Below are 13,348 nucleotides of genomic sequence, written 5' to 3' on the forward strand. Positions count from 1 at the left end.
CATCTTTCAGCCGTCCTGGCGCGAGAGTTCATCGCGCAGCTGGGCGGCCTGTTCCTCAAGCTGCGGTGTGCGGCGGGCATAAACATGGGCAAAAAGCTCCTGCGGATCGGGCTCGATTTCAGCGTTCAGTCCGTCGCGCATGTGGGCGGCCACGGTTTCGGCGTCTTCGGCGAAACGGGCTTCAGCGTCGTCGTCGAGCAGGTTCAGGTTCTGCAGGTAGGTGCGCATCCGGGTCATCGGGTCCCGGGGAACCCATTTCTCCACGTCCTCGCGGCTGCGGTAGCGGGTGGCGTCGTCGGCGTTGGTGTGTGCCTGCATCCGGTAGGTGTGCGCCTCCACCAGTGACGGACCGGAACCCTCGCGGGCCCGTTCCACCGCGGCACCGAGTACGGAGAGCAGCGCGGCCAGGTCATTGCCGTCCACCCGCTCGCCGGGCATGCCGTATCCAATGGCCTTGTGCGCCAGCGACGGCGCCACCGACTGGTTTTTCAGCGGAACGGAGATGGCGTATTCGTTGTTCTGCACAAAGAACACCACGGGCACGTGGAACACGGCCGCGAAGTTCAGGGCCTCGTGGAAGTCCCCCTCGCTGGTGGCGCCGTCGCCGCACATGGCTAGCACCACGGTGTCCTCGCCGCGGAGCTTGGCGGCGTGCGCAACCCCGACGGCGTGCAGCAGCTGCGTCGCCAGCGGCGTGGCCTGCGGTGCCGTGCGGTGCTCGTAGGGGTCGTAGCCGGAATGCCAGTCGCCGCGCAGCAGCGTGAGCACCTGCAGCGGCTCCACGCCGCGGGCAATCACGGCCACGGTGTCGCGGTAGGTCGGAAAGAGCCAGTCGGTCGATTCCAGAACGACGGCGGCGGCCACCTGGCAGGCTTCCTGACCGTGCGAGGAGGGATAGACGGCAAGCCGGCCCTGGCGCACGAGCGCGTTGGCCTGGTCATTGATGCGGCGTCCGGCAACCAGCCGGGCGTAGGCCTGCAGGAGGGTGTCGCCGTCGGGCAGCGGGTACCTGTCGTCGTGGCGGTGGTGGCCGTCCTGATCCACGAGCTGTACCGGAACCTCGGAGGGCAGCAGGTGGGAAGAGGTGTCGGTGCGGGCGTCGGAACGCGGGGAGTCCCGGCGGGGATCTTCCATGGCGCCTAGGGGCGGATTGCCCGTTGAAATAGTCATTTTGCCTCCGTCAGCGGCCATCCCCGGGCTTCTTTGCCGTGGATGTTCTGTTATCCCAGTATGCTGACGGACCCTGATTCGTATCCACACGGCGCCAAAACGGCAGATGATTCCTCTTCATACGGCTAGACTTGTGGACAGATTGCACATGTGAACTGGATTACAGGAGGGGTGCGTAGACACTATGCCGCGGGACACATCTGAACAGGCGCCGCTTCCCCGACTGGATGACATCGACCGGAACATCCTCGCCGAGCTCACCGGCAACGGCCGGGCCTCCGTGACCGCGGTGGCAGAGGCCGTGCACATCTCGCGGGCGCATGCCTACTCACGGATCGCGAGGCTGACCGAAACCGGCGTGCTCAGCCGCTTCACCGCCGTCGTCGATCCGGTCAAGGCGGGCCTGCGCTCCTCTGCCTACGTAACCCTGAAGGTCCGCCAGCATTCCTGGCGGGAACTGAAGGAGCAGTTGCGGGCGGTTCCGGAAATCCACCATATTGCCCTGGTGGGCGGCTCCTTCGACGTCATCCTCCTGGTGCGGGCCGAGGACAACATCCACCTTCGGCAAGTGATATTCGACCAGCTGCAGTCCATGCCGGGCGTCCTGGACACGCAGACCTTCCTGGTATTCGAGGACCTGGACTCGCGCTAGGGCCCGGCGGGCGGAACCGCACAGCACTCAAACACAGCGGCGGCCCCGCACCCGAAACCCGGGTGCGGGGCCGCCGCTTCAGCATTCAGGGGATCAATCTTCGTCGTGCCCCTGGTCCATGCTCATCTGGTCCTCAGCGGGAGGTGTCTCCCCCGGCGGAACTCCGCCGCCGGGCTCGAGACCGGTGATGTTGCCCGCGGCAGGATCAGGATTGGCGTGCTTGCCCTTTTCGGTGCTCGGCGCCGCATTGCCATTTCCTTCATGCGAGCTGTCCTGCAGGTTTTTCCCGGCGTCCTTGGGCTTGTCGGGGTTGGCCGGGTCATTATTCGGATCGTAACTGTCCGCCATCAGGGCCTCCGTCTGTTCAATGACGACCGCCCGCCGGCGGAACCCGGCGGGCGATCATCAGCATGCTGATCATTAGCTCCAACCTAGTCCCGGCCGGGCGATGAATCAACCCGGCGGACTTCCGTCAGGAGAACAGCTGCTCGCCGATAAACCCTCCTTCCCGTGCACCGGGAGGCACTGCAAATACGGCGGATCCCACCGGGACGGTCCACTCGTTGAGGATGTCCAGCTGGTCCAGCCGCTGCTGAATGGGCACAAACTGGCGGTCGACGTCAGCCTGGTAGGAGACGAAGATCTGCCCGGAATTCGAAATCCCGCCCTCTGTGCCATCCGCCGCGGTCGGAGCGTCGTCGTAGTTGTACGGCCGCCGGAAAATGCGCTGCCGCTCATCATCGGGCCTGGCCCGGCGAAGATGGGAGGAATCCGCAATTACCGGGAAGCCGAGCCTGCTGCGGGCGGTGAAATCCGGTTCGTCATGTTCCGAGCTACCGGTCAGCGGCGCACCGCTGGCCAGAGTGCGCCCAACGCTCTCTTCGCGTCCGCGTCGGTCCAGCTCATCCCAGGTGTCCAGGTTCATGGCAATGCGCCGGATGACCAGGGACGTTCCGTTCTCCAGCCAGGGTTTGACCGCCGCATCTCCCCACACGACACGTTCGAACTCCGCGCTTCCCACCCGCGGATTGCCGCTTCCGTCCTTCTGGCCGAAGAGGTTGCGCGGAGTTTCACCCGCCTGCCCCGAGCCGTAGGCGTGCAGAAATCCGGGCTGAACCCAGCGCAGGGCGGCGAAGGAACGGCTGTCCTTCAGCAGCATCCTGCGGGCGTGGGCCAGGGCCAGGGGATCATCGCCGCAGATCTGGATCAGCAGGTCCCCTCCGGAGTACTCCGGCTTCAACCGGTCAATGCCGAACGCGGGCAGCGGTTTCAGCCAGGGCGGTGACTTATCCGGTGCTGCCAGCGCCACCAGTGCCGGACCGAACGCGAAGGTGACAGTCAAACCCGCAGGTTGTACGGCCAGTTCCGGCTCGGTGTCGGCCAGTGCCGGGCGCCCCTGGGTCAGGGCGGCGGCATCCTCGGTGAGAAGCCGCAGCAGCGCAGCCAGCCGCTGCGCCGTCAGGCCCGGCTTCAAATCCAGCGCCAGGAACACGGCGTGGGCCTGCGCCGGCGTTTCAATACCCGCCTGCCGCGCTCCGTAAAAGGGCACCACCGTTGTGCCGTTGACTCCGGTTGCGTCGAGTCCGGAGTCCCGGCCCTCCGCTGCAAGCTGCCCGGCATCCCCTGCCTCCGCCCCTCCGGAAGCGGTGCGTTGGGAGCTGTCCCGCCCGCCGGAGAGCTTGATCCCCACAGCTGCCAGGGCACCGAGCCCGGTTGCCGCACCCCCGAGCAGCAGGTGCCGCCGCGTGGTGTTCGGTGCCTTCTCAGCCTCTCGTGGATCGGTCTCCCGCGGACGGGTATCCCCTGGATCGGTGTCGTCGCTGGTCACGGTTAGCCTCCGTGGTAGCTCTCGTTGGCTCCGGCGAAGTCCTTTGCGGGAGCCGTGAACTCGACAGTGCTGCCGTCGGAGAGCGTCAGCGTGAAGGGGATCTCCTCCCCTGCAAGCACCGGATTCTTAAGTCCCATCAGCATCAGGTGATTGGCTCCGGGTTCCAGCACGAAGGTTTCCCCGGCCGGGATGGTGAATCCGCCTCCGCTCTCAGCCATGACTGCGGTTCCGTCAGCCTGCTGCACCGTTTCGTGCGGCTCTACGGAGGCCGCTGCCGGTGACGCCGCGGCCACCACCTGCACTTCCTCGGTGCCGCTGTTGGCCAGGGTGCCGAAAGCACCGGTCATTCCGCCGTCTGCTGCCTTCACCCACGGGTGGGCCATGGTGAGGGGTGCCGCCGCGTCCGCAGCAGCATCCGGGGACCCGGCAGGCGCGGCCTCCGGGGCGGAGGCGGTGCCGGAAGGTGCGGCCGGAGCCGGATCGGACGTGTCTGCCGCGGACGTGCAGCCGCTCGTCAACCCTGCTCCGAGGAGGGCGGCGGAAAGGACCAGCAGCACAGAGCTGCGGGAAGAAGAAATGGACATGGTTTTGCTCCTGTGGTCGGGCGCGCCGGGTCGCCTGGCTGCCGGATACTTTTGGCCGGTCGAGCTGGCTCCGGATTATTTTGGGGCGCCGGAAGGTGGAGGAACGCCGCGTGGACGCCTCCGAAGATGTGGTCGAGAAGCTGCGCCTGTGATGCACAGCCGTAATGCGGCAGCACTGAAGCTGCCGGGAGGTACTCCGGGAGCAGCCCGGGGAGGTTGCTCCCGGGGCTGCCGGGAGGTTACTCGGTCCGGCCGCGGCGGCGGCGGGAAACCACCGCGTACACGGCGTAAATGAGCAGGCCCGTTACGCCGCCGAGGATGCCGGGAACCAGCCAGGCCGGGAGCCCGCCGTCGTTGGATGCATCAGCGCTCTCGCTGCCTTCAGCGCCTTCGGAGGCGCCGGCGTCGGGCGTCTCGTCCCGCTCCTCTGAGTCCTGGGAGTCGGACGGGAGCGCCGTGGCTGCTGATCCCGCCACCGCGTCGGCTCCGACAAGGAACTCATAGCTGCCGGTGATCGGGTGGCCGTCGGAGGACACGGCGCGCCAGCGCACCGAGTATTCCCCGTTGGGCATCTCACCGGGCAGCGGCTGGACGAGTGTTTCACGGTTCAGGACGGGGGCGCTTTCCGCCCAGTTCCGGCCATCGGCGTCCAGGACCTGGATCTGGTTGCCCAGGTCCATCAGGGCGGAGCTGAAGGTGAGCTCCAGTTCCGCCGGCGCTGCGTCCAGCCGCTCTCCGGCTGCGGGAATGGTGCTTACCAGCTCATCGTGGGCTGCGGCAGCCGGGGCGGTGGCCAGGGCGGTGCCGCCGCCGGCGAAGATCAGAGCTGCAAGGAACAGAGCCCGGACCATCAACGGCCGGCGGGCGGCGCGGACCTGGGGGGAGGATAAATACGAGGGGGACACTACGGGGGACGTTACAAGCGACATGGCTGCTTCCTGCGCCGGCTTTCTGCCGGCGTCTGCTGGTGGGAAAGCCCCGCACCAGGCAGGTGCGCGGCTAGAAGGACACAGCAGCAGCAGGCGGTCCCCGGTGCCTCATCGCCAGCAGTGGCACGCCGAGGTTCCGGAACGGCTCGGCCGGAATCAGCAGGGAAAGCTTGGGGATCCTCGGGCCGAGCGGCAGCGGGAGGAACAGCGGCAGGATGGCGGTGATGCGCAGCCGCATGGCCTCCAGGATGCGCAGCAGTGCGGCCTCGCCGTTCCGGATGAGGGCAACGGTGGCCGCGGCCGCCAGCAGGTGTCCGAGCCACATCAGCGCAGAGGAATGCCCGGCCGTTGCCACTCCGGCGCCGGTCTGCCCGGCATCGGCCAGTTGGCTGAGGGCCGCAGAGTCGCCATGGAAGGCATGGCCCGCATGGCCCGCGGCAGGGCTGGCGGCTGCGTCGGATGTACCGGCAGCTGCGGGAGGGAGCCCCGCACCGCCAACGGTGAACAGCAGGTGGAAAATGCCCTGGCTGGCCAGGACCGCCCCCGTGGTTCCCGGAAGGGACAGGGACCGCCCTGCCAGCGCACAGGAAACCATCGCCGACAGCGCCAGGCAGAACAGCACGATGGACGGGGGCGGGATGACTCCGCCGGCCAGGACATGGGAGGCAGCGGCAACGGCCGTGGCCGCTAGTGCTGCGGCCCAGCCGCGCACCAAGCGTGCGGCACGCGTGCTCATGATCCCTCCCGGATACGGCTCGGGCCGGTCGGCAGGTGCTTCTCCGGCTGCAAGACATTCTTCCCGTATTTCTACAGGTTGTCGAATATTGCGGCATCCGGTCCGCTTGCTGCATCCGCATCGCCGGAGCGGCACTCCGTTAGGGTGGGTCGCATTACCGGCAGAGCTCACATCACCGGAAGAGCAAGGAGCAGCGAATGAAACCCGGCATGAGGACAGTACTGGCCGTCGGCGTCCCGGTCCTGCTGCTGGCGACTGCGTGCGAAGCAGGGACGGCGGAAAGCCAGCCCCAACAGGAAGCACCAAGCTGGGCGGCCGAGATGCAGAAGCTGCAGTCCGAACTAGCGTCGTCGCATGAGGATGGCGCTCCTGAAGAGAAGCGCGCCGGCGGCGGGACGGCCGGTCCGGAGGCACCCAACCAGCTCAGGCTTGACCCCCTGCTTACCGGGCCGCTGGATGCACGGTTCATCTGCGATGCCGGCACCGCCGTCGTCTCCATCAGCGGCGGACCTGACACCGAGGTCCCCTGCGGACCGGTCAAGGTCATCAGCGGGATCAATCCGTACGAGGAAGGCACGGGCATCTCCATCGAGGTCCGCGCCGATCAGGAGCTGCACTGGGCCGTGGAGTTTTACTGAGTCAGTCCTGGAAGGCAGGTTTGCGCTTTTCCAGGAAGGCGGTAAACCCCTCGGCGTAGTCCCTGGTGCCGCTGAGGATGCCCTGGGCCTTGTTCTCTTCCTCCATGGCGGTCCACAGCCCAATCCGGGAGTCCCGGATTTCGGCCACGAGCGCCTTGGAGATCCGGTAGGCGCCGCCGGAGCCGGTGGCCACGCGTGCCACGATGTCGCGGGTGCGTTCCTGCAGCTGGTCTGCCGGGAAGGACCGGCTGAACAACCCGGCCGCCACCGCTTCGGAGCCGCTCATCAGGTCCCCGGTATAGATCAGGTCCAGGGCACGGTGGGTGCCGAGCCGTTCGGTGAAAAGCCAGTGTCCGCCGGAATCCAGGGCAGCTCCCAGGGCGGCGAACGGCGAGCCGATCTTCGCGTCCTCCGCCACATAGACAACATCGGTGGCCACCAGCAGACCGAGGCCGACGCCGAGGCAGGCCCCTTGAACGGCAGCGAACGTCGGGGCCGGAAAACCCGCCATCTTCTGCAGCAGCGGAGTGACCAGTTCTCCGAGATACTCATAGGCGTCGTCGTTGGCGGGGTCGACGGCGGAGATGTCCCGCCCGGCGCAGAAGGCCCTGCCTTCTCCGCGCAGCAGCAGCGCGCGCACCCCGGGGACGGCGGCGTCGTCGTACGCCTGTGACAGCTGTGCCAGCGCCTCCTCGTTCAGGGAGTTCAGCTTCCGCGGCGAGTTCAGGACAATTTCGGCGATGCCGTCGGTGATGCTCAGTTCGATCATGAGGATGCTCCGTTCCTTCAGAGACTAGGCGTCGTAGTCGACGGTGACGTCGGGGCTGGTGGGACGGCTTTGGCAGGTCAGGATGTAGCCCTTTTCCAGTTCGTCGGGTTCCAGCGCATAGTTCTCCTCCATCTCCACGGTGCCGGTGACCACCTTGGCCCGGCAGGTGCCGCAGACGCCGCCGGCGCACGCGAACGGAACGTCGGGACGGACCCGGAGCGCGGCATTGAGGATGGTTTCGCGGGCGTGGGTGGGGCTGGCAACCTTGCCCTGCAGACCGTCCAGCCGGAACGTGATGTTGTAATTGTCGGCGTTCGGGTCGGCGGTGACGGGCCGCCCGGACTGGCCTTCGGGCCGGTTGGGCTGGCCGGTGGTGAAGAGCTCAAAGCGGATCTTCTCGGCCTCGACGCCGCGGCTGGCCAGGGTATCGCGGCACATCTGCACCAGTTCGAAGGGCCCGCAGAGGAACCATTCGTCCACGTTTCGGGTGGGCAGGACCGAATCGATCAGGGTGGCCAGCTTCTCGGCGTCGATCCGCCCGGAGAGCAGGGGTGAGATGCGCTGTTCGCGGGAGAGCACATGGTGCAGGGCGAACCGGGACGGATACTTGTCCTTCAGGTCCGCCAGCTCCTCCAGGAACATGACGTCCATGGCAGCCTTGTTCGCGTAGACGAGGTCAAAGCGGACAGTGTCGGAGGCCGCCAGCACGGTGCGGGCAATCGAGATGACCGGGGTGATACCGGAGCCCGCGGCCACTGCCACAAAGACGTCCTCGCCGGTGAGGTCCATGTCCTCGGGGTGGTTCAGTTCGTTCATTGGATGCTTGGAAATAAAGCCGCCGGAGGGGCTCATGACGTCCAGCACGTCGCCGGCTTTGAGGAACTCATTGGCCCAGGTGGAGAACTTGCCGCCCAGGTCACGCTTGATCGCCACCCGGATTTCACCGGGCCTGGGTTCGGCGCAGATCGAGTAGCTGCGCCGGATTTCCTGGCCGTCCAGAGTAGTGCGCAGGGCAACGTACTGGCCGGGCAGGTAGTCGTAGGAGCCTTCGAGCGCCTCGGGCACGGCAAAGGTGACTTCCACGGCGTCGTTGGTCAGGCGCCGGACCTCTGAGACCGTCAGGGGATGGAAGGCGGTGCGGCGCGTCGGCGCCGGTGCCGCCGGCGCTGCGGCTGGAACGGAAGTTGTCATGGGTTAGAGCACCTTGAAGTAGTCGAAGGGTTCGCTGCAGTCCTGGCAGACGTAGAGGGCCTTGCAGGACGTGGAGCCAAAGCGGGTGAGTTCGCGGGTGTTGAGGGAGGAGCACTGCGGGCACTTCACGCTCAGGCCCAGCCGGACCGGACCGGCGGCGGCTTTGCCGGTGGGCGGGGCAATGCCGTAGGCGTTGAGCTTGGCCTTGCCGGCCTCGCTCATCCAGTCGGTGGTCCAGGCCGGCGCGAGGACCAAATCCACCCGGACCCGGCCGTAGCCTGCAGTGTTCAGCGCGGCGGTGACGTCCTCGCGGATGGCATCCATTGCCGGGCATCCCGAGTAGGTGGGGGTGATCGTCACGGTGACGGCATCCGGCCCGGTCAGTTCCACGCCGCGGAGGACGCCCAGGTCCTCGATGGTCAGCACCGGAATCTCGGGGTCGCACACGGTGGCGGCAATGTCCCAGGCCTGCGCGGCGGCCGGCTCGGCGGGACGGAGTTCCTCGACCGTGCTCTCCAGATCGGCCATGGCTGCTACCAGCTTGCGCCGGGATGCTCGCGGGCGAGGACCTGCATCTCGGCCAGCAGGTATCCCAGGTGTTCGCTGTGCTGTCCGCGGCGGCCGCCTCCCGGGGCAGCCGGAACCTGCGGCACCTCAAGATCGGCCTCGCGCAGGACGGCGCCGATGCCGGCGTCGAAGTTCGCACGGAGCGAGGACGGCAGGACCGCGGCACCGCTGCCGGCGAGGGCGCGCACGGCGTCGTCGTCCTCGAACAGCTCACCGACGTACGGCCAGGTCAGTTCCAGGGCCCGCGTGATGCGGCGCCGTGATTCCTCGGTGCCGCCGGCCAGGCGCAGGATCCACTGGGCGCTGTGGTCGCGGTGATAGCCGACCTCCTTGACCGCCTTGGCGGAGATGGCGGCCAGGGTGGCGTCGGTGGAGGACAGCAGCGCGCGGTAGAGCTCGAACTGGTAGAAGGAGACCACCAGCTGGCGGGCGATGGTCAGCCCGAAGTCGCCGTTGGGCTGCTCGAAAAGATGCGCGGAACGGAACTCCCCTTCGCGGCGCCAGTAGGCCAGATCATCTTCGGTCCGGCCGGTCGCCGAGCCGGCGTAGGTGAGGAAGGACCGGGCATGCCCGAGCAGGTCCAGGGCGATGTTGCCCAGGGCCACGTCCTCTTCCAGTTCGGGGGCGCGGGAGATCCACCAGCCGAGGCGCTGGGCCAGGATCAGGGAGTCGTCGCCCAGGCGCAGCGCATAATCGGCGACGTCGGCCGGCGCCTTGGTGCCGGAGGCGGCAATGTCCTCGGGCCGCAGGGCGTTGCCGGGGGTGATGCGGGTGGCGCTGTCCGAGCTCACAGGTGCTTCACCCCTTCGGACTTGGTGTAGTACGTGGCATGCCGGTAGTCCTTGCCCTGCGGGGATTCGAAGAACTGGCCCTTGGAGTCGGGGTCGGAGGCAATGATGGCCGACGCCGGCACCACCCAGAGCGATACGCCCTCGTTGCGGCGGGTGTACAGATCGCGGGCGTTACGGACCGCCATGTCAGCGTCGGGTGCGTGCAGCGAGCCGGCGTGGACATGGGACAGTCCGCGCGAGGAGCGGACAAAAACTTCCCACAGCGGCCAGGCCGCGCTCACGCCCGCAGCGGCATCTTCGGCCGCTGCCCCCGGCTCCGCGGAAGTCTGCGTGCCCACGGGCTTGGCGCCGTCGTCGCCCGTTGTTGAACCGGAAACCATGCTTATGCCACCTCGGTCTTTCGTGCCTGTTTTGCCGCGTATGCGGCTGCTGCTTCGCGCACCCAGGCGCCGTTTTCGTGTGCCTCGCGGCGGCGGGCCAGACGCTGCGCGTTGCAGGGTCCGCGGCCGGCGAGGACTTCCTTGAACTCATCCCAGTCCAGCGGAGCGTGCTCCCACTGCTTGGTGTCCTCGTTGTAGCGGATCTGGTCATCGGGCAGGGTCAGCCCGAGGACCTTGACCTGCTCCACGATCATTCCGACAAAGCGGGAGCGCAGTTCATCGTTGGAGAAACGCTTGATGTTCCAGGCCATGGACTGCTTGGAGTTGGGCGAATCGTCGTCGGGCGGGCCGAACATCATCAGCGACGGGGCGTACCAGCGGTTGATGGCGTCCTGCGCCATTTCCCGCTGCGCCTCGGTGCCGTTTGCCAGTTCCAGCAGGATCTCGAACCCCTGCCGCTGGTGGAAGGACTCTTCCTTGCAGACCCGCACCATGGCCCGGCCGTACGGGCCGTAGGACGCGCGGCACAGCGGCACCTGGTTGCAGATGGCGGCGCCGTCGACGAGCCAGCCGATGGCCCCCATGTCCGCCCAGCTCAGCGTGGGGTAGTTGAAGATCGAGGAGTAGCGCGCCTTGCCGGCGATCAGGTCCTCGGTCATCTTCTCCCGCGGAGTGCCCAGCGTCTCGGCCGCGGAGTAGAGGTAGAGCCCGTGGCCGGCCTCGTCCTGCACCTTCGCCATGAGGATGGCCTTGCGCTTGAGTGAGGGGGCGCGGGTAATCCAGTTGGCCTCCGGCTGCATGCCGATGATCTCGGAGTGCGCGTGCTGGGAAATCTGCCGTACCAGGGTCTTGCGGTAGGCCTCGGGCATCCAGTCCCGCGGTTCAACCCGGGAGTCCTCGGCCAGCAGCTGCTCGAAGTGTGCTTCGGGGCCGGAGGCAGGGGATCCGGAATCTTCGGACGGAACGGCCTGCAGGTTGGGAGAAGGATCGGTCTGCAACGACATTAGATGTCACCTCACTGTGCGGGATGAAAGCCGGATGCGAATGTGCCTTGGATATTTACCGACCGTTCGTTCAGGATATGCGTGTGACTGAGCGCACGTCAAGATGCGCGCTAGGTAGACAGCCAAACTAGTACATGTCAGTATCTAGTTGTGCACACGAATCCCTGGCCCAGCGACTGGATGCGGGCGACGCTCAGTCTCTGCGTCCTGAAGGCGCTCGACGGCGGCGCCACCTACGGATATGCCATCGCCTCCCTGCTGGAGGAACAGGGCTTCGGGAACGTCAAGGGCGGCACCCTGTATCCGCTGCTCACACGCTGTGAAGCCGCAGGCTGGGTCACCACCGCGTGGCGCGCCGGCGACGGCGGCCCCGGACGCAAGTACTTTTCCCTCACTTCCGCAGGCCGCCGGGAGCTTGAGGAGCAGTGCGAGATGTGGAACCGGTTTACCGGAACGGTGGGCGGGTTTCTGCGGAACCCCGGTGACCGGATCCCTGAAGACAACCGCATCCCTGAAGGGGGCACCCATGGAAACCCGTGACCACCGCAACGGCACCCCGCCGGAAAAGGCCACGCGCCGCTGGTTCGATGACTTCACCACAGAACTTCGCCTGCGGGACGTCCCGGGGAACGTCATCGGCGACGCCGTGGCGTCGGCCCGCGAGTTCCTGGCCGATTCCGGCGGCTCGCCCCGTGAGGTTTTTGGCGACCCCCGCGCCTATGCCGAAAACCTGGAGCTGCCCCGCAACCGCATGTCGCGGTCGGGCTGGGCCGCTTTGCTGGTGCCGAGCTGCCTGGGACTGCTCGGCTTCTTCACTGTGGCCGCAGCCGTCAGCTCCAGCGATGCAAGCGTTGCGGTCACACTGTCAGGCCTCCTGCTCGCCCTGACCGGGCTGGCGGGCGCAGCCTGCGCACCCCTGCTGCTGGGCTTCATTGTCCGGCGTCCAATGTGGCTGGTTGCCCTGGCCGGCGGGGCGTTCTTTTCCCTGCAGGTGGTGATCGCCGTACTTGCCAGCGACGTTGTGCTCTTCACGCTTCCGGCGGTTCCGTTGGCGCTGGCCGGCGGAGCCGTCCTGCTGGCCACGTCCCTCTGGGGGCAGTTCAGGAAGGGGGTCACCGACGAGCCGGTCGTGGAACCGCTGTCCGCCCCGCCGCACCCGTCCTTTGGCCTCACGCTGCTGGAAGTGCTGGGCAACTGGATGCTCTTCCTGGCCGCGGCCGCTCTGTCTGCCTGGTTCCTGCTGCGGCCCTGAAGCCGCCCTGGCAGTGCCCCGGGCCGGGCCCTCAGATGCCGGTGTTGGAGTCCGTGTTCGTGTTGTTGGAGTCGGTGTCCGTGTTGCTGGAGTCGGTGGTGTTCGTACTGGAGCCGGTCTCCGTGGTGGAGTCGGCCGAGTCCCCGGATTTCCCCTCAGGGTTCCCTGCTGCAGCCTCTGGATGCACGGCCAAAAAGATGGAGTAGCGGGTGCCGGCCTCCCCGGCTTCCCCAGACTCTCCGCTTTCCCCTGGCTCCCCGCCTTCCCCCGACTCCCCCGGATCCCCGGCGGAGAACTCATCGAGCAGCTCCGTCACGCGGTCCAGGAACCGGTCGTGTGCGGCCTTCGTGAGGCGGACGCCGCGGCGGGACATCGCCACCTCCGCGGATTCCGGAACCTGCCCCACTTCGGACACGAAAGCGCTGACCATGGCGCCGCGCAGCCCCATGTCACGGGTGTCCAGATTCAGGCGCGCCATCTTGCCTGTGGCCAGATACGGGACTTCGTACGCACCGCTCGGGCCGGACCGTGCCTGCTGCGCTTCGAGGAAGCCGGTGGCCACCAGCTTGCGGACATGAAAAAGCACCGTGGCGGGGTTCGCTCCCAGCCGGGTGGCAATCTCCTTATTGGTCAGCTGCTCACGCAGACACAGGCGGAGGATCCGAATCCGTGTCGACGAGGCGAGGGCCTTGGCCTCCTCCTCACTCGGTGACTGACGAGGGTCCGGGCCTCTCTCTTCTGTCATGCGTGCAGATTATCAGCCGCATGAAACCCATAATGCGGTTCCCGGTGGCGGGGCGCCCCGCCGGTAAGCCGCCAGCATAAACAGCGCGGGGCCCTTCGTCCCCCGGAGCAGG

The 13,348-nt window shown here is 67.1% G+C and carries 17 protein-coding genes; 4 read left to right on the forward strand and 13 right to left on the reverse strand.

From position 1 onward, the window contains the following. Nucleotides 1-6: 6 nt before the first annotated feature. Nucleotides 7-1,134: a pyruvate dehydrogenase (acetyl-transferring) E1 component subunit alpha gene (gene pdhA / locus M1D40_RS15485; RefSeq protein ID WP_461171070.1), complete on the reverse strand. Its 1,128-nt coding sequence runs from the start codon at nucleotides 1,132-1,134 to the stop codon at nucleotides 7-9. A gap of 220 nt (nucleotides 1,135-1,354) precedes the next feature. Here pdhA and M1D40_RS15490 point away from each other — a divergent pair, with 220 nt between their 5' ends. Beyond that, nucleotides 1,355-1,822: an Lrp/AsnC family transcriptional regulator gene (locus M1D40_RS15490; RefSeq protein WP_341393214.1), complete on the forward strand. Its 468-nt coding sequence runs from the start codon at nucleotides 1,355-1,357 to the stop codon at nucleotides 1,820-1,822. 93 nt (nucleotides 1,823-1,915) lie between these two features. Here M1D40_RS15490 and M1D40_RS15495 read toward each other — a convergent pair whose 3' ends face one another. The 5 genes from M1D40_RS15495 to M1D40_RS15515 all read right to left on the reverse strand — a co-directional run bounded on the left by M1D40_RS15495 (nucleotide 1,916) and on the right by M1D40_RS15515 (nucleotide 5,899). Further along, nucleotides 1,916-2,170: a DUF6480 family protein gene (locus tag M1D40_RS15495; RefSeq protein WP_341395301.1), complete on the reverse strand. Its 255-nt coding sequence runs from the start codon at nucleotides 2,168-2,170 to the stop codon at nucleotides 1,916-1,918. 124 nt (nucleotides 2,171-2,294) lie between these two features. After that, entirely contained in the window at nucleotides 2,295-3,650 is a 1,356-nt protein-coding gene (locus M1D40_RS15500) for a Dyp-type peroxidase (protein WP_461169409.1), read from the reverse strand. 2 nt (nucleotides 3,651-3,652) lie between these two features. After that, nucleotides 3,653-4,234, reverse strand: a complete 582-nt coding sequence (locus M1D40_RS15505) for a copper chaperone PCu(A)C (protein ID WP_461169410.1) — start codon at nucleotides 4,232-4,234, stop codon at nucleotides 3,653-3,655. Between the two features lie 239 nt (nucleotides 4,235-4,473). Beyond that, nucleotides 4,474-5,163 carry a copper resistance CopC family protein gene (locus M1D40_RS15510; RefSeq protein WP_461169411.1) on the reverse strand — a complete coding sequence of 230 codons (690 nt, stop codon included), beginning with the start codon at nucleotides 5,161-5,163 and terminating at the stop codon, nucleotides 4,474-4,476. Nucleotides 5,164-5,233: 70 nt separating this feature from the next. Next, nucleotides 5,234-5,899 (reverse strand): hypothetical protein, encoded by a 666-nt coding sequence (locus M1D40_RS15515; RefSeq protein WP_461169412.1) that lies wholly within the window; start codon nucleotides 5,897-5,899, stop codon nucleotides 5,234-5,236. A 197-nt stretch (nucleotides 5,900-6,096) separates the two neighbouring features. Here M1D40_RS15515 and M1D40_RS15520 point away from each other — a divergent pair, with 197 nt between their 5' ends. Then, the gene (locus tag M1D40_RS15520) at nucleotides 6,097-6,537 is read left to right on the forward strand and encodes a hypothetical protein (protein WP_461169413.1); all 441 of its coding nucleotides are present in this window, start codon (nucleotides 6,097-6,099) and stop codon (nucleotides 6,535-6,537) included. A 1-nt stretch (nucleotide 6,538) separates the two neighbouring features. On the opposite strand, the gene M1D40_RS15525 is transcribed toward M1D40_RS15520, so the two are convergent. From M1D40_RS15525 to paaA, 6 genes are read right to left on the reverse strand one after another with little or no spacing between them, the layout of a single operon-like run. Continuing rightward, complete coding sequence (locus M1D40_RS15525) at nucleotides 6,539-7,306, reverse strand: enoyl-CoA hydratase/isomerase family protein (RefSeq protein WP_461169414.1); 768 nt, start codon at nucleotides 7,304-7,306, stop codon at nucleotides 6,539-6,541. A gap of 24 nt (nucleotides 7,307-7,330) precedes the next feature. Next, nucleotides 7,331-8,497, reverse strand: coding sequence for a 1,2-phenylacetyl-CoA epoxidase subunit PaaE (paaE, locus tag M1D40_RS15530; protein ID WP_461169415.1), 1,167 nt, complete (start codon nucleotides 8,495-8,497; stop codon nucleotides 7,331-7,333). A 3-nt stretch (nucleotides 8,498-8,500) separates the two neighbouring features. Beyond that, a complete protein-coding gene (paaD, locus tag M1D40_RS15535) occupies nucleotides 8,501-9,025 on the reverse strand; it encodes a 1,2-phenylacetyl-CoA epoxidase subunit PaaD (protein ID WP_461169416.1) in 525 nt (174 codons plus the stop codon). A gap of 5 nt (nucleotides 9,026-9,030) precedes the next feature. After that, a complete protein-coding gene (gene paaC / locus M1D40_RS15540) occupies nucleotides 9,031-9,855 on the reverse strand; it encodes a 1,2-phenylacetyl-CoA epoxidase subunit PaaC (protein WP_461169417.1) in 825 nt (274 codons plus the stop codon). Further along, nucleotides 9,852-10,235, reverse strand: a complete 384-nt coding sequence (paaB, locus tag M1D40_RS15545) for a 1,2-phenylacetyl-CoA epoxidase subunit PaaB (protein WP_341395292.1) — start codon at nucleotides 10,233-10,235, stop codon at nucleotides 9,852-9,854. The genes paaC and paaB overlap by 4 nt, the downstream gene beginning before the upstream one ends. A 2-nt stretch (nucleotides 10,236-10,237) precedes the next feature. Further along, nucleotides 10,238-11,239, reverse strand: coding sequence for a 1,2-phenylacetyl-CoA epoxidase subunit PaaA (gene paaA, locus M1D40_RS15550; RefSeq protein ID WP_461169418.1), 1,002 nt, complete (start codon nucleotides 11,237-11,239; stop codon nucleotides 10,238-10,240). A gap of 150 nt (nucleotides 11,240-11,389) precedes the next feature. On the opposite strand from paaA, the gene M1D40_RS15555 reads away from it, so the two are divergent. Beyond that, nucleotides 11,390-11,779, forward strand: a complete 390-nt coding sequence (locus M1D40_RS15555) for a PadR family transcriptional regulator (RefSeq protein WP_461169419.1) — start codon at nucleotides 11,390-11,392, stop codon at nucleotides 11,777-11,779. Further along, nucleotides 11,766-12,491 carry a hypothetical protein gene (locus M1D40_RS15560; protein WP_461169420.1) on the forward strand — a complete coding sequence of 242 codons (726 nt, stop codon included), beginning with the start codon at nucleotides 11,766-11,768 and terminating at the stop codon, nucleotides 12,489-12,491. Before M1D40_RS15555 ends, M1D40_RS15560 begins: the two co-directional genes overlap by 14 nt. 31 nt (nucleotides 12,492-12,522) lie before the next feature. On the opposite strand, the gene M1D40_RS15565 is transcribed toward M1D40_RS15560, so the two are convergent. Then, nucleotides 12,523-13,236, reverse strand: a complete 714-nt coding sequence (locus M1D40_RS15565) for an ArsR/SmtB family transcription factor (RefSeq protein WP_461169421.1) — start codon at nucleotides 13,234-13,236, stop codon at nucleotides 12,523-12,525. Nucleotides 13,237-13,348: the final 112 nt, after the last annotated feature.

The sequence above is a fragment of the Arthrobacter sp. Z1-15 genome (assembly GCF_054792395.1).